This is a genomic window from Streptomyces sp. AV19 (genome assembly GCF_015999245.1).
Taxonomy (GTDB): domain Bacteria; phylum Actinomycetota; class Actinomycetes; order Streptomycetales; family Streptomycetaceae; genus Streptomyces.
The window spans coordinates 1-24,307 of record NZ_JAEAMR010000003.1 but is presented as its reverse complement, the minus strand read 5'-3'; the positions used below and the strand labels follow the sequence as shown (position 1 = coordinate 24,307).

Annotated in this window: 19 protein-coding genes; 6 read left to right on the top strand and 13 right to left on the bottom strand. The window is 73.4% G+C overall.

Annotated elements, in window-relative coordinates; genetic code table 11:
• Position 1 precedes the first annotated feature (1 nt).
• Together mtrA and mtnA are read right to left on the bottom strand one after the other, a co-directional pair.
• Positions 2-679: a two-component system response regulator MtrA gene (gene mtrA / locus I5Q34_RS00170; protein WP_199889996.1), complete on the bottom strand. Its 678-nt coding sequence runs from the start codon at positions 677-679 to the stop codon at positions 2-4.
• A complete protein-coding gene (gene mtnA / locus I5Q34_RS00165) occupies positions 676-1,839 on the bottom strand; it encodes an S-methyl-5-thioribose-1-phosphate isomerase (protein ID WP_199889995.1) in 1,164 nt (387 codons plus the stop codon). Before mtnA ends, mtrA begins: the two co-directional genes overlap by 4 nt.
• Positions 1,840-2,006: 167 nt before the next feature.
• Here mtnA and I5Q34_RS00160 point away from each other — a divergent pair, with 167 nt between their 5' ends.
• A complete protein-coding gene (locus I5Q34_RS00160) occupies positions 2,007-3,065 on the top strand; it encodes a glycerophosphoryl diester phosphodiesterase membrane domain-containing protein (RefSeq protein WP_199889994.1) in 1,059 nt (352 codons plus the stop codon).
• Positions 3,066-3,554: 489 nt separating this feature from the next.
• Here I5Q34_RS00160 and I5Q34_RS00155 read toward each other — a convergent pair whose 3' ends face one another.
• Both I5Q34_RS00155 and ahcY read right to left on the bottom strand, forming a co-directional pair.
• Entirely contained in the window at positions 3,555-4,169 is a 615-nt protein-coding gene (locus tag I5Q34_RS00155) for a hypothetical protein (RefSeq protein WP_199889993.1), read from the bottom strand.
• Positions 4,170-4,289: 120 nt separating this feature from the next.
• A complete protein-coding gene (ahcY, locus tag I5Q34_RS00150) occupies positions 4,290-5,747 on the bottom strand; it encodes an adenosylhomocysteinase (protein WP_199889992.1) in 1,458 nt (485 codons plus the stop codon).
• 406 nt (positions 5,748-6,153) lie between these two features.
• Between ahcY and I5Q34_RS00145 the strand changes: the two genes are divergently transcribed.
• Positions 6,154-8,169 carry a fructose-specific PTS transporter subunit EIIC gene (locus tag I5Q34_RS00145; RefSeq protein WP_277965270.1) on the top strand — a complete coding sequence of 672 codons (2,016 nt, stop codon included), beginning with the start codon at positions 6,154-6,156 and terminating at the stop codon, positions 8,167-8,169.
• A 287-nt stretch (positions 8,170-8,456) separates the two neighbouring features.
• Here the strand turns inward: I5Q34_RS00145 and I5Q34_RS00140 are convergent, their stop codons facing one another.
• The 6 genes from I5Q34_RS00140 to I5Q34_RS00115 form a co-directional block, all read right to left on the bottom strand.
• Positions 8,457-9,431, bottom strand: coding sequence for a cation diffusion facilitator family transporter (locus tag I5Q34_RS00140; protein WP_199889990.1), 975 nt, complete (start codon positions 9,429-9,431; stop codon positions 8,457-8,459).
• A gap of 76 nt (positions 9,432-9,507) precedes the next feature.
• A complete protein-coding gene (gene manA / locus I5Q34_RS00135; protein ID WP_199889989.1) occupies positions 9,508-10,731 on the bottom strand; it encodes a mannose-6-phosphate isomerase, class I in 1,224 nt (407 codons plus the stop codon).
• Between the two features lie 49 nt (positions 10,732-10,780).
• Positions 10,781-11,941 carry an SIS domain-containing protein gene (locus I5Q34_RS00130; protein WP_199889988.1) on the bottom strand — a complete coding sequence of 387 codons (1,161 nt, stop codon included), beginning with the start codon at positions 11,939-11,941 and terminating at the stop codon, positions 10,781-10,783.
• Positions 11,942-11,982: 41 nt separating this feature from the next.
• A complete protein-coding gene (locus tag I5Q34_RS00125) occupies positions 11,983-12,186 on the bottom strand; it encodes a Trm112 family protein (RefSeq protein WP_199889987.1) in 204 nt (67 codons plus the stop codon).
• Between the two features lie 108 nt (positions 12,187-12,294).
• Positions 12,295-13,653: a phosphomannomutase/phosphoglucomutase gene (locus I5Q34_RS00120; RefSeq protein ID WP_199889986.1), complete on the bottom strand. Its 1,359-nt coding sequence runs from the start codon at positions 13,651-13,653 to the stop codon at positions 12,295-12,297.
• A gap of 163 nt (positions 13,654-13,816) precedes the next feature.
• Entirely contained in the window at positions 13,817-14,260 is a 444-nt protein-coding gene (locus I5Q34_RS00115) for a DUF3499 domain-containing protein (protein ID WP_199889985.1), read from the bottom strand.
• Between the two features lie 274 nt (positions 14,261-14,534).
• Here I5Q34_RS00115 and I5Q34_RS00110 point away from each other — a divergent pair, with 274 nt between their 5' ends.
• The gene (locus I5Q34_RS00110; protein ID WP_199889984.1) at positions 14,535-15,020 is read left to right on the top strand and encodes a metallopeptidase family protein; all 486 of its coding nucleotides are present in this window, start codon (positions 14,535-14,537) and stop codon (positions 15,018-15,020) included.
• A gap of 7 nt (positions 15,021-15,027) precedes the next feature.
• On the opposite strand, the gene I5Q34_RS00105 is transcribed toward I5Q34_RS00110, so the two are convergent.
• The 3 genes from I5Q34_RS00105 to I5Q34_RS00095 form a co-directional block, all read right to left on the bottom strand.
• A complete protein-coding gene (locus I5Q34_RS00105; RefSeq protein WP_199889983.1) occupies positions 15,028-16,515 on the bottom strand; it encodes a DUF5719 family protein in 1,488 nt (495 codons plus the stop codon).
• Positions 16,512-20,114 (bottom strand): glycosyltransferase family 2 protein, encoded by a 3,603-nt coding sequence (locus I5Q34_RS00100; protein WP_199889982.1) that lies wholly within the window; start codon positions 20,112-20,114, stop codon positions 16,512-16,514. Before I5Q34_RS00100 ends, I5Q34_RS00105 begins: the two co-directional genes overlap by 4 nt.
• A gap of 376 nt (positions 20,115-20,490) precedes the next feature.
• The gene (locus I5Q34_RS00095) at positions 20,491-20,754 is read right to left on the bottom strand and encodes a WhiB family transcriptional regulator (protein ID WP_004952403.1); all 264 of its coding nucleotides are present in this window, start codon (positions 20,752-20,754) and stop codon (positions 20,491-20,493) included.
• 651 nt (positions 20,755-21,405) lie between these two features.
• Here I5Q34_RS00095 and I5Q34_RS00090 point away from each other — a divergent pair.
• From I5Q34_RS00090 to I5Q34_RS00080, 3 genes are read left to right on the top strand one after another with little or no spacing between them, the layout of a single operon-like run.
• On the top strand, positions 21,406-21,933 hold the full coding sequence (locus tag I5Q34_RS00090; protein ID WP_199889981.1) for a cysteine dioxygenase family protein: 528 nt from the start codon (positions 21,406-21,408) through the stop codon (positions 21,931-21,933).
• Between the two features lie 28 nt (positions 21,934-21,961).
• On the top strand, positions 21,962-22,921 hold the full coding sequence (cofD, locus tag I5Q34_RS00085; RefSeq protein WP_199889980.1) for a 2-phospho-L-lactate transferase: 960 nt from the start codon (positions 21,962-21,964) through the stop codon (positions 22,919-22,921).
• The gene (locus I5Q34_RS00080; RefSeq protein WP_199889979.1) at positions 22,918-24,228 is read left to right on the top strand and encodes a coenzyme F420-0:L-glutamate ligase; all 1,311 of its coding nucleotides are present in this window, start codon (positions 22,918-22,920) and stop codon (positions 24,226-24,228) included. The genes cofD and I5Q34_RS00080 overlap by 4 nt, the downstream gene beginning before the upstream one ends.
• Positions 24,229-24,307: the final 79 nt, after the last annotated feature.

Genomic DNA, 24,307 nt, shown 5'->3' with positions numbered 1-24,307 from the left:
GTCAGCTCGGCCCGGCCTTGTAGCCGACGCCGCGGACCGTCACCACGATCTCCGGACGCTCGGGGTCCTTCTCCACCTTCGAGCGCAGTCGCTGCACGTGCACGTTGACCAGCCGCGTGTCGGCCGCGTGCCGGTAGCCCCACACCTGTTCCAGGAGCACCTCACGGGTGAACACCTGCCAGGGCTTGCGGGCCAGGGCCACCAGCAGGTCGAACTCCAGCGGCGTCAGGGCGATCGCCCGGCCGTCGCGCTTGACGGAGTGGCCCGCCACGTCGATGACGAGGTCGCCGATCGTCAGCTGCTCCGGCGCCGGCTCCTCCGATCTGCGCAGGCGGGCCCGGATCCGGGCCACCAGCTCCTTCGGCTTGAACGGCTTGACGATGTAGTCGTCCGCGCCGGACTCCAGACCGACCACCACGTCGACCGTGTCGCTCTTGGCGGTCAGCATCACGATCGGCACGCCGGATTCGGCGCGGATCAGCCGGCACACCTCGATACCGTCCCGCCCGGGCAGCATCAGATCGAGCAATACAAGATCCGGTTTGGCCTCGCGAAATGCGGCGAGTGCCTTGTCGCCGTCGGATACAAACGACGGCTCGAAACCTTCACCACGCAGCACGATTCCGAGCATCTCGGCCAGTGCGGTGTCGTCGTCGACGACAAGGACGCGTCCCTTCATATCGACATCATCCCATTACCCGATCGTGACCTGGCACACAGCTCCGCCAGACCGCCCTCGGTCACGGGGGAAACAACCCCGTTTTCCGTGACAATCGCGGTCACGAGCTCGGGCGGTGTGATGTCGAACGCAGGGTTGTACGCCTGCGCTCCGGGCGGCGCCACGGCCACTCCCACCGTGGGCGCGGCCCCGGCCTCGGGCGCCGCCGGGAGGGACGCGGGGAATTCCGTGACTTCGTGGCCGGGCCGCTGCTCCACCTCGATGCCCGTCGCGTCCCCCGTCCCGGGATCCACGGTCGTACAGGGGGCCACGACGACGAACGGCACGTGGTGGTAGCGGGCCAGCACGGCGAGCGGATAGCTGCCCACCTTGTTGGCCACCGCACCATCGGCCGCGATCCGGTCTGCCCCGATGAGCACGGCGTCCACGTCACCGGACGCGAACAGCGAACCCGCGGCGTTGTCGGTCAGCACCGTGTACGCCATTCCGGCGCGCGCCGCCTCGTACGCCGTCAACCGGGCGCCCTGGAGCAGCGGCCGCGTCTCGTCCACCCACAGGCGCCTCAGCCGCCCCGCCTCGTGAACGGCCCGGGCCACGCCGAACGCGGTGCCCTCCCCGCCGGAGACGAGGGAACCCGTGTTGCAGTGCGTCAGGATCTGATACGCCCCACCGGGCAGCAACTCGTCGAGCAGCTCCACCCCATGGCGGGCCATCAGAGAACTGGCCCGGGCGTCCTCCCGGTGGACCGCACGCGCCTCGGCGAGGGCGGCCTCCCCCGCCCGCCGGGCGTCGGCGCCGCCCTTCACGGCCGCCCGGTACGCCTCCAGGGCCCGCCCGACCCCGAGCGCGAGGTTGACGGCGGTGGGTCGGGTATGGGCCAGCATCGTGGCGGATTCCTCGACGTCGAAGCCCCGAACCGCCGCGAGCGCCACACCGTACGCACCCGCCACACCGAGCAGCGGGGCGCCACGCACCGCGAGCGTACGTATCGCCTCGACCAGGGCCGGCACATCCGTACAGACCAGCTCGACCTCCTCGGCGGGCAGGCGACGCTGGTCCAGCAGAACGATCACAGGGCCTTCGGGCGGCTCCTCCCAGCGCAGAGCGGCGGAGACGGGATAACCGGCGGCGTCCGTGCGGAGCGCGTACTGATCGGCCATTCACCCAGTCTGCCCCTGGCGGCCCGACTCTTGAAGGCCACCCCGCGCGCTCTCCCCCTTACGAGCCCACAGCGTGCGACAGGCACCGTGACACGATGTTTGTGTAACGGCTTTGCGTATGGCTCGACGGCCGGAACGGCAAGCGGGCCCAGAAGGAGCGACAGAACATGAACGACTCTCCGGGCCCGGGCTCGCCCGGACCCTCCCCCTCCGGCCCCCCGCCTCCCGGCTGGCAGCAGCCCGGCCGGGGCTGGGGCCACCAGCCCTGGGCTCCCCCGCCCCGCGCGCCCCAGCCGGGCGTCATCCCCCTGCGTCCGCTCGGCATCGGCGAGATCCTCCAGGGCTCGCTCACCACGATGCTCAAACACTGGCGGACCGTCCTGCCCGTCTCCCTCGGCATCGCCCTCGGCACCCAGGCCGTGACCACCGTGGTCACCGGTCTGTGGCGGCAGGACAGCGAGGCTCTGGAGAGCCTCAGGGACAACCCCAGTCCCCGGCGGGTGCTGGAGGCCATGGGCGACAGCATGGGCTCCATGGGCGTCACCATGGTGATCGGACTCATCGGCTCGATCATCGCGGCGACGATGCTGACCATGGTGGTCAGCCGTGCCGTCCTCGGGCAGTCCATCACGGCCGGCGAGGCGTGGCGGAGTTCCCGCCCGCAGCTGGCGCGCATGGCCGGGCTGCTCTGCCTCATTCCGCTGCTGATGGTGGGCGTCCTCGCCCTGGCCACAGCCCCGGGCCTGCTGCTCTATGCGGCCGGGGCGGAGCCCGTCGGCGCGGCTCTCGTCCTCTTCGGTGCCCTGGCGGGGATGGCAGGGACGATGTGGCTCTGGATCCGCTACTGTCTCGCGGCGCCGACCCTGGTGCTGGAAAAGCAGGGCGTGATCGCATCCATGCGACGCAGCGCGAAGCTGGTCCGTGGCGCCTGGTGGCGGATATTCGGAGTACAGATCCTGGCGTTGCTGCTCCTTTTCGCAGTGGCCATGATCGTGGAGATACCGGTGGGCATCATTCAATTGATTGCCGCTGGTGATCTTGAATCCGCTGCTTCGTTCAGCTGGACTTCCGTGATCATTATGGGTGTGGGAGCCGTCATCAGTTCCACCCTCACACTGCCTTTCACGGCCGGTGTGACGGCGCTGATTTACATGGACCAGCGCATTCGCCGGGAGTCCCTGGATGTGGAACTCATTCGCGCTGCCGGCCAGGGGCCGGTTGCCTGAACACTTCTGCCCGCCTCTCCGGAGGCGGGCAGGCGGGCAGGCGGGCAGAACCACTTCGACGGGGCCCAAAGCCCTCTTCCTGGCAACGCAAAAAAGCCGTGGGCCCCGGACCGTTTTCACGGTACGGGGCCTACGGCTTTATCAAATTTAGTTCGGTTCCAACCTTACCAGACCCGATTTCTCGTTTCCGGCCCCCTGTCGGAGCGGGGTTCGCCTTCTCGCTTTCGCTTTCCGGCGATTCCGACTTTATCAGATTCGAGGCGAGCCGATTCACATCGGCTTTTCGCTTCCGATAAGGAGTCGAGGTGCTTCGATTCGGAGCGACCGATCGGTCACTGCGTGAAGCGTTGTAGATACTACCTGCTGATTGCGGCTTGGTCCAGCCGCCTCAACCGTTTGAATCTACCTCCCCGATCGATCCGTGTCAACGGTTCTCTCGGGGCAAAAAGAACCTTACCAGGCCCCGTGCCCCCGTTGCACACTCCCCCCTCAGTCGAAGACTGTCGGCGGACTCTCCAGGTCCTCCAGCTCGATGCCCGGAGCCGACAGGACCACGTCGCCGGCGAGGTGGACGGTGTGCCGCTCCCCCGTGTCCAGGGCGCTGACCTGGTACTCGTCCACCTCCAGCACCCCGTTGTCAGTGGGGTGTGGTGTCCTTCCGACCAAGGCCCACGACTGGTCGACGGTGAGGGGGGCGAGGACGGGGGCGGTGAAGGCCACCAGGCGGACGCGGGTCGGGGAGCCGCCGGGGGCGAGACGGAGCAGACGGGCGAGGGCCACGTAGAAGGCGGGGGAAGCGCCGGTGAAACCGTGCGCGCGGACATTGCCCTCGGTGGCGTGTTCACCCGACGGGTCCGTGCGGACCCAGGTCACGCCGTCGACCAGCGCTGCCCGCACCTGCCAGTCGGCGGACCGGAGCTGGAGGCGGATGGGCCGGCCGAGGGCGTCGATGGAGAGATCGGCGGATCCGGTCCGCTCGCCGGACGGAGTGGTGATCGTGGAGACGTAGCGCCAGCCGGAGGGACCGGCAGCGCACTGGAAGTGTTCGTCACCGAGGGGGGTGCGATCGTGCGGATCGTGGAGCGAGTAGCGGCCGCGGGGCATGGTGAGTTCCTTGAAGCGAACGGGCCAGGCCCCCGCCGCAGGGGCGGGGGCCTGGCCGGCCGGTGGGTTCACCGGCTGCTGACGTTGCTCGTGCCGGTGTTGCCGGCACGGGTGCGATCGTCAGTAACGGTAGTGGTCGGGCTTGTACGGGCCCTCGACCTTGACGCCGATGTACGACGCCTGCTCCGGGCGGAGCGTCGTCAGCTTCACCCCGAGCGCGTCCAGGTGGAGGCGGGCAACCTTCTCGTCCAGGTGCTTAGGCAGCACATAGACGTCGGTCGGGTAGGACTCGGGCTTCGTGAAGAGCTCGATCTGCGCCAGGGTCTGGTCGGCGAACGAGTTCGACATCACGAAGGACGGGTGACCGGTGGCGTTGCCCAGGTTCAGCAGACGCCCCTCGGAGAGCACGATGAGGACCTTGCCGTCGGGGTAGGTCCAGGTGTGGACCTGCGGCTTGACCTCGTCCTTCACGATGCCGGGGGTCTTCGCGAGACCGGCCATGTCGATCTCGTTGTCGAAGTGGCCGATGTTGCCGACGATGGCCTGGTGCTTCATCTTGGCCATGTCCGAGGCCATGATGATGTCCTTGTTGCCGGTCGTCGTGATGAAGATGTCGGCGATCTCGACGACGTCGTCCAGGGTGGCGACCTGGTAACCGTCCATCGCGGCCTGCAGGGCGCAGATCGGGTCGATCTCGGTGACGATCACGCGGGCGCCCTGGCCGCGGAGCGACTCCGCACAGCCCTTGCCGACGTCACCGTAGCCACAGATCACTGCGACCTTGCCGCCGATCAGGACGTCGGTGGCGCGGTTGATGCCGTCGACGAGCGAGTGCCGGCAGCCGTACTTGTTGTCGAACTTCGACTTCGTCACCGCGTCGTTGACGTTGATCGCCGGGAAGAGCAGCGTGCCGTTGGCCTGCATCTCGTAGAGGCGGTGGACGCCGGTCGTGGTCTCCTCGGTGACACCGCGGATCTCCGACGCCAGCTGGGTCCACTTCTGCGGATTCTCGGTCAGCGTGCGGTTCAGCAGCGTGAGGATCTGCGCGAACTCCTCACTGTCCGCCGTGGACGGGTCCGGCGCGGCGCCGGCCTTCTCGAACTCGACGCCCTTGTGCACCAGGAGAGTGGCGTCACCGCCGTCGTCCAGGATCATGTTCGGGCCGCCGGTCGGGGAGTCCGCCCAGGTCAGCGCCTGCTCCGTGCACCACCAGTACTCCTCCAGCGTCTCGCCCTTCCAGGCGAAGACGGGCACGCCCTGGGGGTTCTCCGGCGTACCGTTCGGGCCCACCGCGATGGCCGCGGCGGCGTGGTCCTGGGTGGAGAAGATGTTGCACGACGCCCAGCGCACCTTCGCGCCCAGCGCCACCAGCGTCTCGATCAGCACCGCCGTCTGCACCGTCATGTGCAGCGAGCCGGTGATGCGGGCGCCCGCCAGCGGCTGCGCCTCCGCGTACTCCTTGCGGATCGCCATCAGACCGGGCATCTCGTGCTCGGCGAGGGTGATTTCCTTACGGCCGAATGCCGCCAGGGAAAGGTCCGCGACCTTGAAGTCCTGGCTGGTGGAGGTGGTGGTCATACGGGCTGCTCCTCCTGAAGGGCGAGCGAGGGATGGGTACGGCCGTGCGACGGACAGGTCGCGTGCGCGACGGTCTCCATGAGGCTTCCGCTCCCTGAGGCTCCCGCGCGTCACACCTGGCCGCAGCGCAGTCCGTCGGAGGCCCTCTCTCCCTCGGCCGGTCCGTCGTGCGAACCGCCCGACCGCCATCAGCAGCGACGTCTGGCACCGGGTCCGAATCTACACCGCACCGTGCGCCGAGCCCCAGCCCCTTCCGGGGCCCGATCCGCGGAGCGAACGGTTCCGGACTGCGCTGCCACGCCGACCGGAGCGGGCATCGCCACACTGCGACCCCAATTCGTAACACAATGCGACCAGACGTGCACTGTCCGGAGGGATCCGGCGGACGATGGAGAGGAGGGCCCGCGTGACCAGTCCGGCCGGTCCCCCCGAGGACGCGGGATCCCGCGGGGACGGAGACACAGGGGACAGTGCCGGGACCGGCGGGCAACGGCTCAAACTGCTCGCCGTCACCGCCTGTCCCACCGGCATCGCCCATACCTATATGGCGGCGGAGAGGCTGACCCAGGCCGCCCGTGCGCTGGGCCATGAGATCAAGGTGGAGACCCAGGGGGCCGTCGGGGCCGAGAACGTCCTCACCTCGCGCGACATCGAAGAGGCCGACGGGATCGTCGTGGCGGCCGACAAGGACGTGGACCTTGGCCGCTTCGACGGCAAGCGGGTGCTGGTCACCGGCGTGACCGAGGGCATCGACCATCCCGAGCGGCTGATCGAGCGCGTGCGCACCGCCCCCGTCCACCGGGCGGGCCGGCCCGGCCGACGGAGGCCCTGGGGCGTGGTCGGCTACCGGGCGCTGATGACGGGCGTGTCGTACATGATCCCGTTCGTCGTGGTCGGCGGCCTGCTGATCGCCGTGTCGTTGGCCCTGGGCGGGCACCCGGGGCCGAGCGGGCTGGTGCTGCCCGAGGGATCGCTCTGGCAGCATCTCCACGACATCGGGGGCATCGGGTTCACGCTGATGCTGCCGGTGCTCTCCGGCTACATCGCCTACGCCGTCGCCGACCGGACGGCGCTCGTGCCCGGGATGGCGGGCGGCTGGCTCGCCGACCACGGCGCGCTGTACGACTCGCGGTCGGGCGCGGGCTTCATCGGGGCCATCGCCACGGGGTTCCTCGCCGGGTGGCTGGTGCTGGGGATCAGGCGGATCGCGGTCCCCGGGTTCGTCCGGCCGATCATGCCGATCATCGTCATCCCGGTGGCGGCGACCTCGGCGTTGGGGTTGTTCTTCGTCTATGTCCTGGGCCAGCCGGTCTCCTGGGTCTTCGAGCGCCTCACCGACTGGCTCGGCGGGCTGACCGGGGCGAGTGTGGTGGTGCTCGGGGTGCTCGTGGGGCTGATGATCGCGTTCGACATGGGCGGGCCCGTGAACAAGACGGCCTTCCTCTTCGCGGCCGGGCTCATCCCCAGGAATCCCGAGGTCATGGGGATGTGCGCGGTGGCGATCCCGGTACCACCGCTCGGGCAGGGCCTGGCGACGCTGCTGCGGCGCGGGCTGTTCCGCGCGCAGGAACGGGAGGCGGGGTTGGCAGCGCTGTTCATGGGGCTGTTCGGCCTCACGGAGGGGGCGATTCCGTTCGCCGCGGCCCGGCCCGCCCGGGTGATCCCGGCGAACATGCTGGGCGGCGGGGTGGCGGGTGCGGTCGCGGGGCTCGGGGCGGTCACGGACGGGGTGCCGCACGGAGGGCCGGTGGTGGCGGCACTGGGGGTGGTGGGGGGCGTGCCGATGTTCTTGATCGCGGTGGCGGTGGGGACGGTGGTGACGGGGCTGGCGACTGTCACGTTGATGTCGCTCGGGCGGGCGGCTCCGTCCGTGTCCGCGCCTGTGCCGGCTGTCCCGGCCAGGGGCGGGGACGGGCGGGAGCGGCGACCGGCTGCCCCCTCGCCGGCGAGGTCGGCCGAGCCGGCCGCGGTGCTGTCCGGGCGGCTGGACGAGCGGACGGTGCGACCGTGGCTGGCCGCACGCGACAAGGAGGAGGCGATCCGGGAGCTGACCGAGTTGCTCGCCGAGGGGGGTGGTGTCACGGACGTCGATGCCCTCGTCGCCGATGTGCTGCGGCGGGAGGGGCGGGGCACCACCGGGTTCGGGGCGGGGGTGGCGATCCCGCACGCCTGGTCCGATGCGGTGGAGGCGCCGGTCGTCGCGTTCGCGCGGTCGGAGGCGGGGGTGGCCTGGGGATCCCCGGACGGCACCGCGGCACGGTTGCTCTTCCTCATCGCGGTGCCGCGCGGGGCGGCGGCGGATGAGCATCTGCGGATCCTGGCGGCGCTGGCGCGGCGGTTGATGGATCCGGGGTTCCGGCGGCGGTTGACGGGGGCGGTGGGGGTGGGGGCGATTCTGGGGGTTCTGTCGGAGATTCGGTGACGGGTGCGATGTGTGCGCGTGGGGTGGTTTCCCCAGCCCCGCCCTTTCACCGTTTCCTCCGGGGCGAGGCCCCGGGCCCCACAATGCGGCTTTGCCGCGTTCGTCCTCAAACGCCGGAGGCTGAACTACCCACCCCCGCTTCCGGGGTGCAGGGATCACAGCCTCATCGCCCAGCAAGCGGTGCGGACAGAGCGGCGAGTCGCAGGCGAGTCGCAGGAGAAACAGCGAAAGGGCGGAGCGGGGCCGACAAGGCACGTGCTCCGCCCCTCAGTTGCCGCCCTCGGCGCTCAGGCCGCCTCCGGCCCCGGGCCGCCCGGCGTCGCCGCCGGGTCCGGGCCCGCGGCTGCCGCCTTCTCGCTGTAGACGTCGGGCTCCAGGTAGATGACGCGGGCGATGGGGACCGCCTCGCGGATGCGCGACTCGGCCGCGTCGATGGCGCGGGCCACCTGGGCCGCGGTCTCGTCGTGAGGCACCGCGATCTTGGCCGCGACGAGCAGTTCCTCGGGGCCCAGGTGCAGCGTGCGCATGTGGATGACGCCGGTCACCGTCTCACCGTCGACGGCCGCGGCCCGGATCCGGGCGACCTGCTCGGGGCCGGCCGCCTCGCCCAGGAGCAGCGACTTCGTCTCGGCGGCCAGGACCAGGGCGATCAGGACGAGCAGGGCACCGATGCACAGGGTGCCGATGCCGTCCCAGACCCCGTCGCCGGTCGCGACGGTCAGGGTGACGCCGAGCAGCGCGAGGACGAGACCGACCAGCGCGCCGAGGTCCTCCAGCAGGACCACGGGGAGCTCGGGCGCCTTGGCCGTGCGGACGAACTGGCCCCACGACTGCCGGCCGCGCAGCTCGTTCGACTCCTTGACCGCCGTGCGGAAGGAGAAGCCCTCCGCGATCACGGCGAAGACGAGCACACCGACCGGCCAGTACCAGTTGTCCAGCTCGTGCGGCTCCTTGATCTTCTCGTAGCCCTCGTAGAGCGCGAAGACGCCGCCGATGGTGAACAGGACGATGGAGACGAGGAAACCGTAGACGTAGCGCTCGCGGCCGTATCCGAAGGGGTGCTCCTCGCTCGCCGCCCGCCGGGCCTTCTTCCCGCCGAGCAGCAGCAGCGCCTGGTTGCCGGAGTCGGCGACCGAGTGCACGCCTTCGGCGAGCATCGACGACGACCCGCTGAACGCGAAGGCGACGAACTTCGCCGCGGCGATGGCCAGATTGGCCCCCAGCGCGGCGACGATGGCCTTGGTCCCGCCTTGAGCACTCATACGTACGCGTTGTCCCTTCCAGCCTGCCGACGGCTTTGCTGTTTCTTTGCCGCCTAGGCGGGCCATTGTCGCAGGGTCAGACCGCCACGGTCGCGCGGAAGAGGGTGCACGCGCCGTCCAGCACGGCATGCTCCCCTGCCCGGACGAAGGCGGACTCCCCTTGCGCGAGGGACAGTTGCTCACCGTCGTCCCCCCGGAGGCGGGCGGTGCCCGCGGTACACAGGAGGATCTGCGGGGCGCGGGCGTCCAGCGGGTGCGGCGGGGCGCCGACGGGCCGTACGTACCGGGAGAGGCGGAACTCGTCCACGGACTCGGCCGCGGTCTCCCCCACCGGCGTGGCGTACACCTCCTCGCCGTCCGGCCCCGCCTCCGGACGCAGCACGCCCGGGACGCTCGGCTCGAAGCGGACGACGCGCAGCAGTTCGGGGACGTCGATGTGCTTGGGCGTCAGGCCGCAGCGCAGCACGTTGTCGGAGTTGGCCATGATCTCGACGCCGAGTCCGTCGAGGTAGGCGTGCGGCACCCCGGCGCCGAGGTAGAGCGCCTCGCCGGGCTGGAGCCGTACGTGGTTGAGGAGCATGGCCGCGATGACGCCCGGGTCGCCGGGGTAGTGCCGGGCGACGAAGGCGTAGGCGGCGTAGTCGTCCCGGTGCGGGCCCTCCTGCCCGGCCAGCCGCTCGGCCGCGGCGCCGGCCGCGACGGCGGTCTCCGCCATGGCCGCGCGGTCGGCACTGAGGACGGCGGTGAGGACCTCGCGCAGGGCGTCGGCCTCCGGGTGGGCACGCAGCAGGTCGACGTACGGCTTGAGCGAGTCGACGTCGAGGGCGGCGAGCAGGTCCGCCGTCGCGGCCGGGTCGCGGAAGCCGCACAGGCCGTCGAAGTGGGTGAGGGCGCAGAGGAGTTCGGGCTTGTGGTTGGTGTCCTTGTAGTTGCGGTGCGGGGCGTCGAGGGGGATGTCCCGGGCCTCCTCGGCGGCGAACCCGGCGGCGGCGCCGGCCCGGTCGGGGTGCACCTGGAGCGAGAGCGGCGCCGCGGCGGCCAGCAGCTTGAGCAGGAACGGCAGGGTGGGCCCGAACTCCCGGACGGCCGCGGCGCCGAGCTCGCCGTGCGGGTCGGCGGCGATGACGTCGCAGAGGGGGCGGGGGCCGTCCCCGCGGTCGACGCGGGACGGGGCGCCGGGGTGGGCCCCCAGCCACAGCTCGGCCTGCGGCTCACCGGTCACCGGCGTGCCGAGGAGCTCGGGGATCGCGGTGGTGGAGCCCCAGGCGTAGGGGCGCACGGTGTTGGCGAGGCGGTCCATGAGGCGGTTCCTGACGTGTTGTACGGGTCGGGCCGGCTCGCGCGGCCCGCTAGGGGGTGCCGGCGAGGGCCAGGTAGACGGCGGCGAAATCGGTGACGGCCAGCAGGTCGGCGGCGGTCTCCAGCGGTGTCCCGTCGTCGGCCGCCTCCAGTTCGCTGATGGGCGTGCCGCGGTGGAGGGCGAGGTCGCGGGCGCCGGGGGCCGGTGAGGTGACGGCCGGGGCCCGTTCGCGGAGGAGGACGACCCGGGCGTGCAGCGCCTCCGGGTCCTCCACCCGGTCACGGAAGAAGTCCTCCGGATCCGCTCCGGCGGCGAACGCCCCGGAGAGCAGGGTGCCGTGGGCGGTGAGCGCCTCGGGCAGCTCGGCGGCGAGCGCGGGACGGCCGGCGAGCGCGGCCAGGACGGTGGAGAAGCGCCGTCCGGCCGCGGCGGCGAGGTCGCCCTCGGTCCAGATGAGCGGGAGGGTGTCGGCGAGCTCGGCGGCCAGCGTCTTGGCCGGGTTGCTGTAGGTGGCGATCGCCGGGCCACAGCGCTCGGCCAGCTCGTCGAGCCGGTCGGCGAGCGCGTCGAGGGCGGAGGCCGGGGCGTCGAACAGGCCGATGCGGTCGGCGAGCACGAGCAGCGGGGTGAGCAGCGACCAGAGGGTGCCGGGGCCGGTCGGCAGGACGTTCTCACCGCCGCTCGGGGCGTCGTCGCCGGCCATCGTGGCCTCGTACGAAGTGCTGGTCAGCGGGACGGCCAGGCCGCGGGCCTGGGCGGTGGCGTCGGCGAGCGGCGAGCCGGCCGGGGTGACGCAGACGACCGGGCAGCCGCGCCGGTAGGCGGCCTCCAGCAGCTGGGCCAGGCCCGGCTCGGTGCCGTCCGGGCTGACGACGAGCAGCAGGTCGAGCGGGCCGGTCCAGCCGGGGAGCGTCCAGCGCAGAGCTCCGGGGGCCGGGGCGACGCCGGCCGGGCGGAGGTGCGTCACCGGGCAGCTGCCGCCGCACAGGGCGGCCAGCAGGTCGGCGGTGGAGCCGACGGCCGGGCCGGGACCGGCGACGAGGAGGGCACGCGGCCGGCCGTCCGGCCGCAGGGAGCCGACGCCCGCCTCGGCGGCGTTGCGGGCCGCCGTGCGCACCCGCGCGCCGGATTCGGCCGCGCCGCGCAGGAGGCCGTGGACGTCCGCGCGGGACAGGGCGTCGGGATCGTCCAGCAGTGACTCGTCGAACACCGTTGATCAGTCTCCGATCGCCGTCGGGTGGGCGCGGTGGGTCAGGCGGGGCGCCGGGCCTCGTCCACCAGCAGGACGGGGATGCCGTCGCGGACGGGGTACGCCAGGGCGCAGCCCTCGCTCGTGCACACCAGCTCGGCGGTCTCGTCGGAGGCGCCCTCTGCCTCGGTGGCCGCAGCCTCGCGGAGGGGGGCGTGGCACGCCGGGCAGGCGAGGATCTCCAGGAGGCCGGCTTCGAGCGGCATGGGGGTTCCCTTCGGGAGGTGTGCGTCTTCGTGCGTTCCAGCTGTGCGGTCAGGGTACCGCCGGGCCGTGGGGCCACGCGCCGCGTGGCCCCACGGGAGTGACGGGCGTCAGGCCCGGACGATGGCGAGGACCTCGTCGCGGACGCGGGCGACCGTCTCCGCGTCGCGGGCCTCGACGTTCAGCCGCAGGAGGGGCTCGGTGTTGGAGGCGCGGAGGTTGAACCACCAGTCGGGAGCGGTGACGGTGAGGCCGTCGAGCTCGTCGACGGTGACGTCTTCCCTGCCGGCATAGGCGGCCTTGACCGCGGCGGCCCGGCCGGGCTGGTCGGCGACGGTGCTGTTGATCTCGCCGGAGGCGGCGTAGCGGTCGTAGGCGCGGACGAGCTCGGAGAGCGGGCCGTCCTGCTCGCCGAGGGCGGCGAGGACGTGGAGCGCGGCGAGCATGCCGGTGTCGGCGTTCCAGAAGTCGCGGAAGTAGTAGTGGGCGGAGTGCTCGCCGCCGAAGATGGCGCCGGTGCGGGCCATCTCCTGCTTGATGAAGGAGTGCCCCACGCGGGTGCGGACGGGCTCGCCGCCGTGCTCGCGGACGACCTCGGGCACCGAGTGGGAGGTGATGAGGTTGTGGATGACGATGCCGCCGGGGTGCTTGGCGAGCTCGCGGGCGGCGACGAGGGCGGTGATGGCGGACGGGGAGACCGGCTCGCCCCGCTCGTCGACGACGAAGCAGCGGTCCGCGTCGCCGTCGAAGGCCAGGCCGATGTCGGCGCCGGTCTCGCGGACCTTGGCCTGGAGGTCGACCAGGTTCTTCGGGTCGAGCGGGTTGGCCTCGTGGTTGGGGAAGGTGCCGTCGAGCTCGAAGTAGAGCGCGACCACGTCGATCGGCAGGCCCTGGAGGACCGTGGGGACGGTATGCCCGCCCATGCCGTTGCCCGCGTCGACCACGGCCTTCAGCCGCCGGACGCCGCTGAGGTCCACCAGGGAGCGCAGGTGGGCGGCGTAGTCCGCGAGGGTTTCCCGCTGGGTGACCGTGCCCGGGCGGGCGGCGGCCTCGGGCGCCCCGCTCTCCGTCCAGCCCTCGACGAGGGCGCGGATCTCAAAGAGGCCGGTGTCCTGGCCGACGGGCGCGGCGCCGGCGCGGCACATCTTGATGCCGTTGTACTGGGCCGGGTTGTGGCTCGCCGTGAACATGGCGCCCGGCAGGTCCAGGTGACCGCTGGCGAAGTACAGCTGGTCGGTGGAGCAGAGGCCGATCTCGGTGACGTCGGCGCCGCGGGCGGCCGCCCCCTGCGCGAAGGCCCGCGAGAGACCGGGCGAGGAGGGCCGCATGTCGTGCCCGACCACGATCGCTGCGGCACCCGTCACCTCGACGAAGGCGGCGCCGAAGAGCTGGGCGAGCTTCTCGTCCCACTGGTCGGGGACCACACCACGCACGTCGTAGGCCTTCACGAGCTGCGACAGATCGGCCACGGTCAACCCCTCCTGGAGTCCTGGAACAGGGACCCCAACCTACCTGGCGGGACCGACAATCCGGACGGCGGACGGCGGTCCCGGCCCGGAACCGGCGGAGGACGGTGTGCGAACGGCCGACGACGAAGCGTCACGGACGTAAAGGGACGGTGCCCACAGGGCGTCAGGAGTCCGGCGAGCGCAGCACCCTGAGATGACCTCGGCGGGCCACCTCCATCGGGTTGACCTCGCGGGTGCTCGGCCCGACGGGGCCGACGGCCGGCCCGGCGCCCGCGGCGCGCTCCTGCGGATGCGGACGGGCCGCCTCCCGCACGGCGTTGGCCAGCGCTTCGAGGTCGTCACTGCTGCGGGCGGGGCCGGAGTCCACGGCGAGGCGGACGACGTCCCAGCCGCGCGGGGCGGTCAGGCGCTCCGAGTGCTCGGCGCACAGGTCGTAGCAGTGGGGCTCGGCGTAGGTGGCGAGCGGGCCGAGGACCGCGGTCGAATCGGCGTAGACGTACGTCAGCGTCGCCACGGCCGGGCGGCCGCACGCGGTGCGCGAACAGCGACGTACAGGGCTCACGACGTTGGACGGTACCGCACTCTTGAGCGGGCCGCGACGACTCACTCCTGGCTCACCCCTCCGTGTCGTGCCGGAGCGTCCCGTGGACACCGGCCCCGAACCGCCTGGCTGACCTGCGCGGGGAGCGACCGCGACGGGAGGCGCGGCCCTGGGACTTAGTCATCACCTGGCCACCATAGTGTCATTCGGCATGCGATCACCGGTCTCATGGGTGGCTTTATCCGATCGCAAGGATGACCGGAACGCTCATCGGGCGACATCCGATGAGATGCGCGGCTACGGCGCGTACACGGCCGGGCGGCGGATACCCTCGGGGGTGATGGACAGCCCCGTACCGCCACCGGCCGCCGCCGGCGGCGACTCCAGCCCGGCGGGCCCGCGCCCGCGCCACCGCGACCGGCACGGCCGCGGCATGCGCGGCCCGATCGCTCCGCCGCAGGTGCCGCTGTCGGTGAGCCGCGCGGAGGCGTTCGTCGACCTGGTCCACGACTCGGCGGAGCGGCTGGAGCGCCGCTGGCCGCAGCTGGCGTCGGTGGACTTCGCGGTGCGCGAGGTGCCCGTCCCGGGCGAGGACGGCGAGCCCCCCGCGGAGTTCCTCGACGGCGAGTCCGTGCCGCTCGGCCGCTACGTCGCGGCCCATGGCGACCGGCCCGACCGGATCGTCGTCTACCGCCGTCCCGTGGAGATCCGCACCAAGAGCCGCGACGAGCGGGCCCTGCTGGTGCACGAGGTCGTGGTCGAGCAGGTCGCCGAACTGCTGGGGCTGGCCCCCGAGTCGGTCGACCCGCGCTACGGCCAGGACTGAGCGCCCGTCAGCGGGTGACGGCGGACAGGTCCTGACGGACCGCCGGGACCTCCACCGTGGAGCGGTCGTCGGGCAGCGGCTGGATCGTGAACGCCGGGACGCCGTCCTTGGGCAGGGCCAGCATCCGGGACGCGTGCACGGGCCCGCCGGACACCTTCTCCACACCGACCGCCCAGACGCCCTTGCCCCCCGCGGGCGTCGGCGGCTCGACCGTCAGCGTGGTGCCGCCCTTGACGGTGTACGTCCGCGAGGCCGGCGCGCCGCCCTCGCTACCGGCCGAGGCGACCACCTTGACCTGCGCGTCCTTCTCGGGAGCGGTGAGCGACAGCGTCGTCCCCTTCGCCCGGGCGTCCGCCACGGTGCCCCGGGTGCCGATCGGAGGGACGGCCGGGACGAACGCGGTCTCCTGTTTGTCCCCCTTGCCCCGGGTCACCCGCAGCCCGGCGGTGAACGGGACGCCGCCCTCGGACGTCAGCAGCAGCGACCCCGGTTCGCCCTTGGTGATGGCCCCCAGATCCGCCGAGGCGGTCATCCCGCTCTTGACGTGCAGCGACTCATGACCGGCCGGCCGGATGGTGCCGCTGGGCCCGGCCAGCCGCAGCGTCAGATCGGCGTCGTCCGAGCCGGGCGCGAAGGCGACGAGCCGCACGGACGTGGCGTCGGCCGGGATGCCCGGGAGCACCGCGCCCGTCCCGGCGTCGGAGGCCGGCAGCCAGTCGCCGCCCAGCTTGTCGTCGTTGGACTGCACGGCGGCTCCCACCCGTCCGGACCGGGCGGCCACGTGGAGGGTGAGGTCGCCCTCGGTGCCGTCGGACGTCTCGGGGAGCGTGGTCAGCAGCACGGGCACGGTGGAACGCGGCGGGACGGTGACGCCCTCGCCGGTGGGAGCGGCGACGCGGCCGTCCTTGCCGTAGAGCTCCAGGTCGACGACGGCGGCCGTGGTGGCGTCGGGGTTGGTCAGGTGGACGTAGTCCTGGCGGCCCTTGGCCGTGGCCACGCCCGGGAACCAGAACGAGGTGTCCGGCGCCGTGCAGGTCAGCCCCTGCAGCCCGCGCCCGCTGCCGGCGGCGATCGTGGTGGTCTGCTGCACCGTCCAGCCGGGGGCCAGCGCGCCGTCGGCGGAGCCGGTCAGCGCGGGGGCGTCGGAGCGGTCGGTGGTGGCGGTCACCGGCTTGCCCGGTGCCTTGAGGGAGAGAACCGGCTTGCCGTCCCTCTTCTTCGCGTCGTCCTTCTTGCCGTCCGCCGCGGGCAGCAGGTCGGCCGGTTTCGTCTCGCCCCGGCCGCCGCCGGGCGCGTAGGCGGTGTACGTCGTCTCGCCCACCTCGGAGGAGGTGGGCGCCGGGCAGAGCACGGACGTGTGCTGGACGGGCATCCGCGCGGCGGACGGCCGGGGCGCGGCGGTGCCGTCCTGCGACGGGCCGGTGACCAGGGCGACGCCGGTGACGGCGGCGAGCGCCGCGGCCGTCGCGAACAGGGAGAGGGTCGTGCGCTTCACTGCTGCTCGCTCCCGTCGCGGCGGGCCGCGTCGGCCCCGCCGTACGTCGTGTCGTGGGGCTGCGTGCCGTAGCCGTACGGGTCGTGGGCGCCGCCCGCGTAGAGGTCCGCCTGGTAGGTCCCGTCGGGGTAGTACGCCTGCTGCGCGTAGCCGCCGTCGTACGCGCCCTCCTGGTAGGGCTGTTGCTGCCCGTAGTACGCCTCCCAGCCCTCGGCGGCGGAGGCCTGGGCGTAGGGCTGCTGGGGCACGGCGGCGTACGGGTCGGCCGACGGTTGTGCGTAGGGGTCGTGCTGCACCGGTTCCGGAGCGGGCTCCGGCGCGACGGGAGCCGTCGGCGCCGGCTCCGCGGCAGCGCGCAGTCGCCGCGCCCGGCGGCCCTCCCCGGCCGGTGCCTGCGCGGGCACGGCCGCGGCCGGTGCGGCGGCCTCGGGCAGGTCGTCGTCGACGTGGCGCCGGCGGCCCGGCAGGGCGAGGACGACCAGGACGACGCCGAGCAGGGCCTGGGTCCACACCCAGGCGGTGCGGGTGAGCGGCGTCTCGTAGGAGAGCGTCAACGTGCCGCCGTTCGCCGGGAGCCGGAAGCCCTGGGCCCAGCCGTCGACGGTGGTCCGCTCGAGCTCCTTGCCGTCGAGGGTGGCGTGCCAGCCGGGCGCCGCCTTGTCGGCGAGGCGCAGGACCCGGCCGCCGGAACCGGCGGGCAGGTCGGCGCGGGCGCCGACCGGGCCGGAGGCGACGGGGACGGGAGCGGATCCGCCGGAGACGACGGTGACGCGGGCGACCTCGCGGTCCACCCGCCACAGCGCGGTGCGGCCCTCCTGGCTGAGCCGGGTCAGGCCCGGCGTGGCGTCCAGGGCGGCGCCGGCCTCCTTGGCCGCGCCGTCGCGGACGAGCACGAAGCCGACGGCGTACCCGGCCAGCCGGCCGGCCTGGTCGGCGCCGGAGCCGGAGACGAGGTCCGCGACGACGCCGTCGAACCGCCGGTCACGACCGCCGCCCAGCGCCTCGTCGCCCATACGCACGCCGGAGCCCCGGACGAGCGCGTAGGCGAGGTCGTCCGCCGTGCCGCCGAGCACGAGGGTGCGGGCCTGGTCGCGGGTGGTGGCGGCCTCGGCGACGAACGCCGGGACCTGGACCGGGTCCCGCCGCTCCAGCGGGCCGCCCGCCCCGCCCGCCGCCCAGGCGACGGCGGCACACAGCGGGCCCGCGGCGGCGGCGAGCGCGACGAGTCCGGCGACCGGCTGCCGCCAGCCGAAGCTGCGCGCGGCGACCCGCTCGCGCGCGCCCTCGGCACCGACCGCGGCGGCCGCGATCAGCGCCAGGCCCTGGACGAGGGTGGCGGGCCCGGCCCACGCGGAGTGGTTGGCGAGCGCCGCGCCCAGCATCCCGGTGAGGGCCACGGCCCAGGCGGTGAGGACGACGGGCCGGCGGTCGGCGCGCAGCAGCGCGGCGAGCGCGGCCAGCAGCACGCCGGCCAGCGCCAGCCCGCCGAAGGTGTTGGGCCCGCCGGGGTCGCCGAGGAGCAGGAGCAGCGGGGTGGTCGTGCCGCCGCCGTACTCCGTCCCGGCCTGGTCGAGGAACCGGCCCGGGTGCGCGAACAGGCCGAACGACCAGGGGGCGAGCACCAGGACGGGGGTCAGGGCGACCGCGAGGAACGCCGGTCCGTGCGCGGCGAGCTGCCCGCCGCGCACGCGCAGGGCCAGCACGCCCAGGCCCAGGGCAACGGCGATCGGCCACACCAGGGGCGTGAAGGCGGTGGTGACGGTGAGCAGGAGGGCGTACGCCCAGACCGCGCGCCAGGTGGGCCGGGCGCCCGCCGAGCGGAAGCCGCCGGCGGAGACGGCCGCGCGGGCCATCAGCGGCAGCAGGATCGCCAGGACCGCGGTGCCCAGCCGGCCGGCCGCGAGCGCTCCGGTGGCCGCGGGCAGGAAGGCGTAGGCGACGCTGCCCCAGGCGCGCAGCAGCCGGGACTCGACCAGCGGGCGGGCGGCGAAGTAGGCGGTCAGCCCGGCCAGCGGGACCGAGCAGACGAGCAGCAGGGTGAGGGTCAGGTTCACCGAGCCGAGCAGCAGCACCGACAGGGCCGCGAGCACGGCGAGGTGGGGCGGGCCGCCGGCGGTGTCGCCGGTGCCGACGGCGTGCCAGCCGTCGGCGAAGCGCGACCACAGCCCGCCGACGCCGTCGGGCGCGGGCAGCAGGGCGCCGCCGGACAGCGCGCCACCGCCGTAGAGCCCCCGGCAGGCGAGGGCGGAGACCAGCAGCAGGAGCGCGAAGAGGACCGGGGCCGGCTTGCGGGCGAGCCGCTTGATCCGGGCGAACTGCTCGATGTCCAGGTAGTCCGCGTCGTCGCCGCCGGGCCCGGACTCGACCGCGCCGTGCCGGCCGGCCGACGACGAGCCGGCGTCCGGCCGCCCGCCGAACGCGGCCGTCAGCTGCTCGAACGCGGCGCGCAGGCTGGCGCCGGGCGGCGGGAAGAGGGGGCGCAGCTCCTTGGCGGGGACGGTCGCCCCGGCCCGCCGTTTGCGGGCGGCGAGCACGCGGCCGGGCCGCAGCAGGACGGCGCCGAGGCCGGTGAGTTCGTCGAGGGCGGGACCCGGCGCCTTGCCGACGAGGTAGCCGAGGACCCGCAGCAGGGTGCCGAGGAGGATCCGGAACAGGACGTAAGGCAGCGCCGCGCCACGGGCGTTGGCGAGCAGGGTGTGGATGGCACCGGCCTTGTCCACCCGGTGCGCCGGGACCGGCTTGCGGCCCGCGCAGTCGACGGGCCGGCGCTCGCGGGAGGCGGCCTCGGCGTGCCGGAGCACGGCGTCGGGGGCGACGACGACGCGGTGGCCGGCGGCGTGGGCGCGCCAGCAGAAGTCGACGTCGTCGCGCATCAGGGGCAGCCGGGCGTCGAAGCCGCCCAGCGCCTCCCACACGTCGCGGCGCACCAGCATGCCGGCGCTGGAGACGGAGAGCACGGAACGCACCTGGTCGTGCTGGCCCTGGTCCTGCTCGCGGCGGTCGAGGCCGGTCCAGCGGCGGCCGCCGCGGGCGATGGCGGCGCCGACCTCCAGCAGCTGCCGGCGGTCGTACCAGCTGCGCAGCTTGGGGCCGACGACGGCGGCGCCCTCGGCGTCGGCGACCCGCAGCAGTTCGTGGAGGGCGGCCGGTTCGGGCGCGCAGTCGTCGTGCAGCAGCCACAGCCACTGCACGGGCTCGCCGGTGGCGCCGCGGCCGTCGGAGTCCTGGGGGTCCTCGCGCCAGGTGCGGCCGACGGGGTCCCAGCCGCTGGAGCCGGCGAGGTAGGGCAGGTCGTCGGCGGTGGGCGCGGGGGCGGCGCGCACCGCCTCCTCCACCGCGGTGCCGAAGCCGGCCCGGCGGGCGAGGCGCAGGACGCGGTCGTCGCCGAGCGCGTCGGCGAGCAGCCGGGCGGAGCCGTCGTCGCTCCCGGTGTCGGCGGCGACCGCCCGCTGGACGGGCCGGTCCTGGCCGAGCAGCCCGGCGAGCGCGTCCGGGAGCCAGCGGGCGCCGTCGTGGGCGACGAGCACGGCGGTGACGACGTGCCGGGGGAACGCCGGGGGGTGGGTGAGGTCGAACGCGTGGCTGCTGTGCGCGGACATCGGGGTACGGGCCCTCCGGCCGGTCGTACGGGAGGCGTGCTCCCGGCGGGACCGCGGTGCTGGACTGCGGTGGACGTGTGCGACCCCGGTTCGGGGGCGCCGGTGCGTCACGGACGGCACCCCAGACTAGTGGCTGACAACACGGCGGTCCGCCTCCTGAGTGCGGGGCGCGGGAGGCGGACCGTGCGGTACGAGCGGGTATCGGGTTCGGGCGGGCCGGACGGGGTCCTGGCCTATTCACGCTCCCGGGTCACGGCGGACCCGTGCGCGGTGCCCGGCCGGACGGCGTCGGCCCTGGTCCGGGCGGGGATGGTGCGGGGTGGTGCCGGCGTGGCGTGGAGTGGTGGCGCAGCCGGTGCGGGCGGCTGACGTCGCCTCAGACCGCGGCCTTCTTCAGGCGGCGGCGCTCGCGCTCGGACAACCCGCCCCAGATGCCGAAGCGTTCGTCGTTGGCGAGAGCGTATTCGAGGCACTCGGAGCGGACTTCACAGGCGAGGCAGACCTTCTTCGCCTCGCGGGTGGAACCGCCCTTCTCGGGGAAGAAGGACTCGGGATCGGTCTGGGCGCAGAGTGCGCGCTCCTGCCAGCCGAGCTCCTCGTCCGCCTCCTCGACCAGCAGTTGCTGAAACAGCTCGGTCATGTGCGCCCCTCGTCTGTCATTGCGTCCCCGTGATGCTGCCGTGATCAGGTACGGCAGAACGACACGAGTGAAATTACAAGTGCGCCGATCCGGGCCAGTCAAGCCGAGATCTGCTATTGGGCCCCTTATTCACTCTGCGGAACCAAGGCCGAGCGGAAAGTTGCCAAATCGCCACAAGAGTGGACACATCTCCCGCCCGCCACAAGCGTCCCGAGAGTCCCTCGCCAATGAGAGGGACGTCGTCCGCGGCGATCCAGTTGCACCGGGGCGTCGGAGGATGTTTGAGGACCAGGATGCCGGGCGATTGTCCTGCCGCACGCCGACACAAACCCTTCACCGGGCTCCGTTACCGGATGAGGTGAAAGATTGGCATCAAAACGGACATCCGGTTGACACCGCGCGGTCCGTGCCGGTCTCCTTGTCTGCATGCTCGCGACCGCACCCGCCCCGTCCGGCCTGACCCGTGCCTACGGGTCGCGCTGTGCCGTGCAGGCGCGCTGTCGCTGTTCCAGCTGTTGATGCCGCAGAGCTCCGGCTGATCTTTCTCCCCTCTTCTCTTTCTTTCCCTTCGCCTGCCCGGGCCGGTCCGTGGCGCCGCTCTTCCGGCTGCCGCGCCCCGGTCGGTCCGCCGTACCGAGGAACCCACCCTTCATGAACAGCGACGTCCAGATCGCCGGCGACCCGCTCGCCGTCCCGCATCTCATGCCGCCGCCGGCCGCCCACCCGGCCACCGTGGCCGAGTTCGCCGGCCTCGCCCGCTCCATCGCCGCCGACCGCGCCGCCTGGTCCCACCTCGTCCGCTACGACGCCGTCAGCCGCTGGTACCACCGGCTGCGCACCGGGCCCGGCTACGAGGTGTGGCTGCTGAGCTGGGTGCCCGGCCAGGGCAGCGGGCTGCACGACCACGGCCGCTCCTCCGGGGTGCTCACCGTCCTGCACGGCGAGCTCACCGAGACGCACCGCGCGCCGGGGAGCACGGTCCGGCGCCGCCTCGGCGCCGGTGACCAGCGGGTCTTCGCCCCCGGCCACATCCACGAGGTCGTCAACGACTCGGTGGAGCCGGCGGTCAGCTTGCACGTCTACTTCCCCGGTCTGACCGAAATGCCGTTCCACGACCGGTTCCACGACCGGCGCGATGTGGTCGCACTCCGCAACTCCCCGGCGCCCGCCCGTCAGTGAGCGCCCCCGGACTGACACACTGCTCCACATGCGCATTGTGGTTCTGGCCGGCGGGATCGGGGGCGCCCGCTTCCTCCGCGGCCTCAAGTCAGCAGTCCCTGACGCGGACATCACCGTCATCGGGAACACCGGTGACGACATCCACCTCTTCGGACTCAAGGTCTGTCCCGACCTCGACACGGTGATGTACACGCTCGGCGGCGGCATCCATGAGGAGCAGGGCTGGGGCCGGGCCGGTGAAACCTTCGCCGTGAAGGAGGAGTTGGCCGCCTACGGCGTCGGGCCCGAGTGGTTCGGGCTCGGCGACCGCGACTTCGCGACGCATATCGTCCGCACCCGGATGATCTCCGCCGGCTATCCGCTCAGCGCCGTCACCGAGGCGCTGTGCGAGCGCTGGAAGCCGGGGGTGCGGCTGCTGCCCATGAGCGACGACCGCGTCGAGACCCACGTCCTGATCGACGACGAGGACGGCGGACGGAAGGCCGTCCACTTCCAGGAGTACTGGGTGCGGCTGCGCGCCCAGGTGCCGGCCCACGCGATCGTCCCGGTCGGCGCCGAGCAGGCCGAGCCCGCGCCCGGCGTGCTGGAGGCGATCGGCGCGGCGGACGTCATCCTCTTCCCGCCGTCCAACCCGGTCGTCAGCGTCGGCACGATCCTGTCCGTGCCGGGCGTCCGCGAGGCGGTCGCGGGCGCCGCGGCGCCGGTCGTCGGCCTCTCGCCGATCGTCGGCGACGCGCCGGTGCGCGGCATGGCCGACAAGGTGCTGGCGGCCGTCGGCGTGGAGTCCACCGCCGGGGCCGTGGCCCGGCACTACGGTGCCGGCCTGCTGGACGGCTGGCTGGTGGACACCGTGGACGCGGCCGAGGCCGCCGGTGTGGAGGCCGCGGGCATACGCTGCCGAGCCGTCCCGCTGATGATGACCGACATCGAGGCGACGGCGCGGATGGCCGCGGAGGCGCTCGCCCTGGCCGAGGAGGTACGCGCGTGATTCCCGCCTACCGGGTGTGGGCCCTGCCCGGCATCCCCGAGGTCCGGCCCGGCGACGACCTGGTCAAGCTCGTCGCGGCGGCGGCCACCGCCGAGGGGACGCCCGGCCTGGCCGACGGCGACGTCCTGATCGTCACCTCGAAGATCGTCAGCAAGGCGGAGGGGCGCGTCGTCGAGGCGGAGGACCGCGAGGCCGCGATCGACGCCGAGACCGTCCGGGTCGTGGCCCGCCGCGGTGCGTTGCGCATCGTCGAGAACCGGCTCGGCCTCGTCATGGCCGCGGCCGGCGTCGACGCCTCCAACACCCCGGCCGGCACCGTCCTGCTCCTGCCCGAGGACCCGGACGCCTCCGCCCGTGCCCTGCGCGCCGGGCTCCGCGCCGAGCTCGGCGTGGACGTCGGCGTCGTGATCACGGACACGGCCGGCCGGCCCTGGCGCAGCGGTCTGACGGACATGGCGATCGGCGCCGCCGGCGTCCGCGTCCTCGACGACCTGCGCGGCGGCACGGACGCGCACGGCAACCCGCTGAACGCGACGGTCGTCGCGACCGCCGACGAACTGGCGGCCGCCGGTGACCTGGTGAAGGGCAAGGCGGGCGGGCTGCCGGTGGCGGTGGTCCGGGGGCTGCCGCACGTGGTGGCCGAGGACGCGGAGGACGCCCGGGCGCTGGTCCGGTCCGCCGAGTCCGACATGTTCCGGCTGGGGACGTCGGAGGCGGTGCGCGAGGCGTTGTCGCTGCGGCGCACGGTGCGGGAGTTCACGGACGATCCGGTGGACCCGGGCGCGGTCCGGCGCGCGGTGGCCGCCGCGCTGACGGCGCCGGCGCCGCATCACACGACGCCGTGGCGGTTCGTCCTCCTGGAGTCCGCGGAGTCGCGGACGCGGCTGCTGGACGCGATGCGGGACGCGTGGATCGCGGACCTGCGCCGGGACGGCCGCTCCGAGGCGGGCATCGCGCGCCGCGTCAAGCGCGGGGACGTGCTGCGCAACGCGCCGTACCTGGTCGTGCCGTGCCTGGTGATGGACGGCTCCCACGACTACCCGGACGAGCGGCGCGCCGCGGCGGAGCGGGAGATGTTCGTGGTGGCGACGGGGGCCGGGGTGCAGAACTTCCTGGTGGCGTTGGCGGGGGAGCGGCTGGGGTCGGCGTGGGTGTCGTCGACGATGTTCTGCCGGGATGTGGTGAGGGACGTTCTGTCCCTGCCGGAGGACTGGGATCCGATGGGGGCCGTCGCCGTCGGGCGGGCGGCGGGGGCGCCGCGGGAGCGGGGCGCGCGGAGCGCGGAGGCGTTCGTAGCGGTGCGGTAGGGAGGTTTTGCCCCGGACCCGCCCTTTCACCGTTTCCGCAGCAGCACGCTGCGCGCGCTGTCCTCAAGCGCCGGACGGG

What these genes read in the sequence shown, in the direction of transcription:
- ahcY (WP_199889992.1), bottom strand. Translation starts at nt 5,747, where the DNA reads ATGACCACCACCTCCACCAGCCAGGACTTCAAGGTCGCGGACCTTTCC.
- mtrA (WP_199889996.1), bottom strand. Translation starts at nt 679, where the DNA reads ATGAAGGGACGCGTCCTTGTCGTCGACGACGACACCGCACTGGCCGAG.
- I5Q34_RS00140 (WP_199889990.1), bottom strand. Translation starts at nt 9,431, where the DNA reads ATGAGTGCTCAAGGCGGGACCAAGGCCATCGTCGCCGCGCTGGGGGCC.
- I5Q34_RS00100 (WP_199889982.1), bottom strand. Translation starts at nt 20,114, where the DNA reads ATGTCCGCGCACAGCAGCCACGCGTTCGACCTCACCCACCCCCCGGCG.
- I5Q34_RS00110 (WP_199889984.1), top strand. Translation starts at nt 14,535, where the DNA reads ATGGACAGCCCCGTACCGCCACCGGCCGCCGCCGGCGGCGACTCCAGC.
- cofD (WP_199889980.1), top strand. Translation starts at nt 21,962, where the DNA reads ATGCGCATTGTGGTTCTGGCCGGCGGGATCGGGGGCGCCCGCTTCCTC.
- I5Q34_RS00160 (WP_199889994.1), top strand. Translation starts at nt 2,007, where the DNA reads ATGAACGACTCTCCGGGCCCGGGCTCGCCCGGACCCTCCCCCTCCGGC.
- I5Q34_RS00125 (WP_199889987.1), bottom strand. Translation starts at nt 12,186, where the DNA reads ATGCCGCTCGAAGCCGGCCTCCTGGAGATCCTCGCCTGCCCGGCGTGC.
- I5Q34_RS00095 (WP_004952403.1), bottom strand. Translation starts at nt 20,754, where the DNA reads ATGACCGAGCTGTTTCAGCAACTGCTGGTCGAGGAGGCGGACGAGGAG.
- I5Q34_RS00155 (WP_199889993.1), bottom strand. Translation starts at nt 4,169, where the DNA reads ATGCCCCGCGGCCGCTACTCGCTCCACGATCCGCACGATCGCACCCCC.
- manA (WP_199889989.1), bottom strand. Translation starts at nt 10,731, where the DNA reads ATGGACCGCCTCGCCAACACCGTGCGCCCCTACGCCTGGGGCTCCACC.
- mtnA (WP_199889995.1), bottom strand. Translation starts at nt 1,839, where the DNA reads ATGGCCGATCAGTACGCGCTCCGCACGGACGCCGCCGGTTATCCCGTC.
- I5Q34_RS00090 (WP_199889981.1), top strand. Translation starts at nt 21,406, where the DNA reads ATGAACAGCGACGTCCAGATCGCCGGCGACCCGCTCGCCGTCCCGCAT.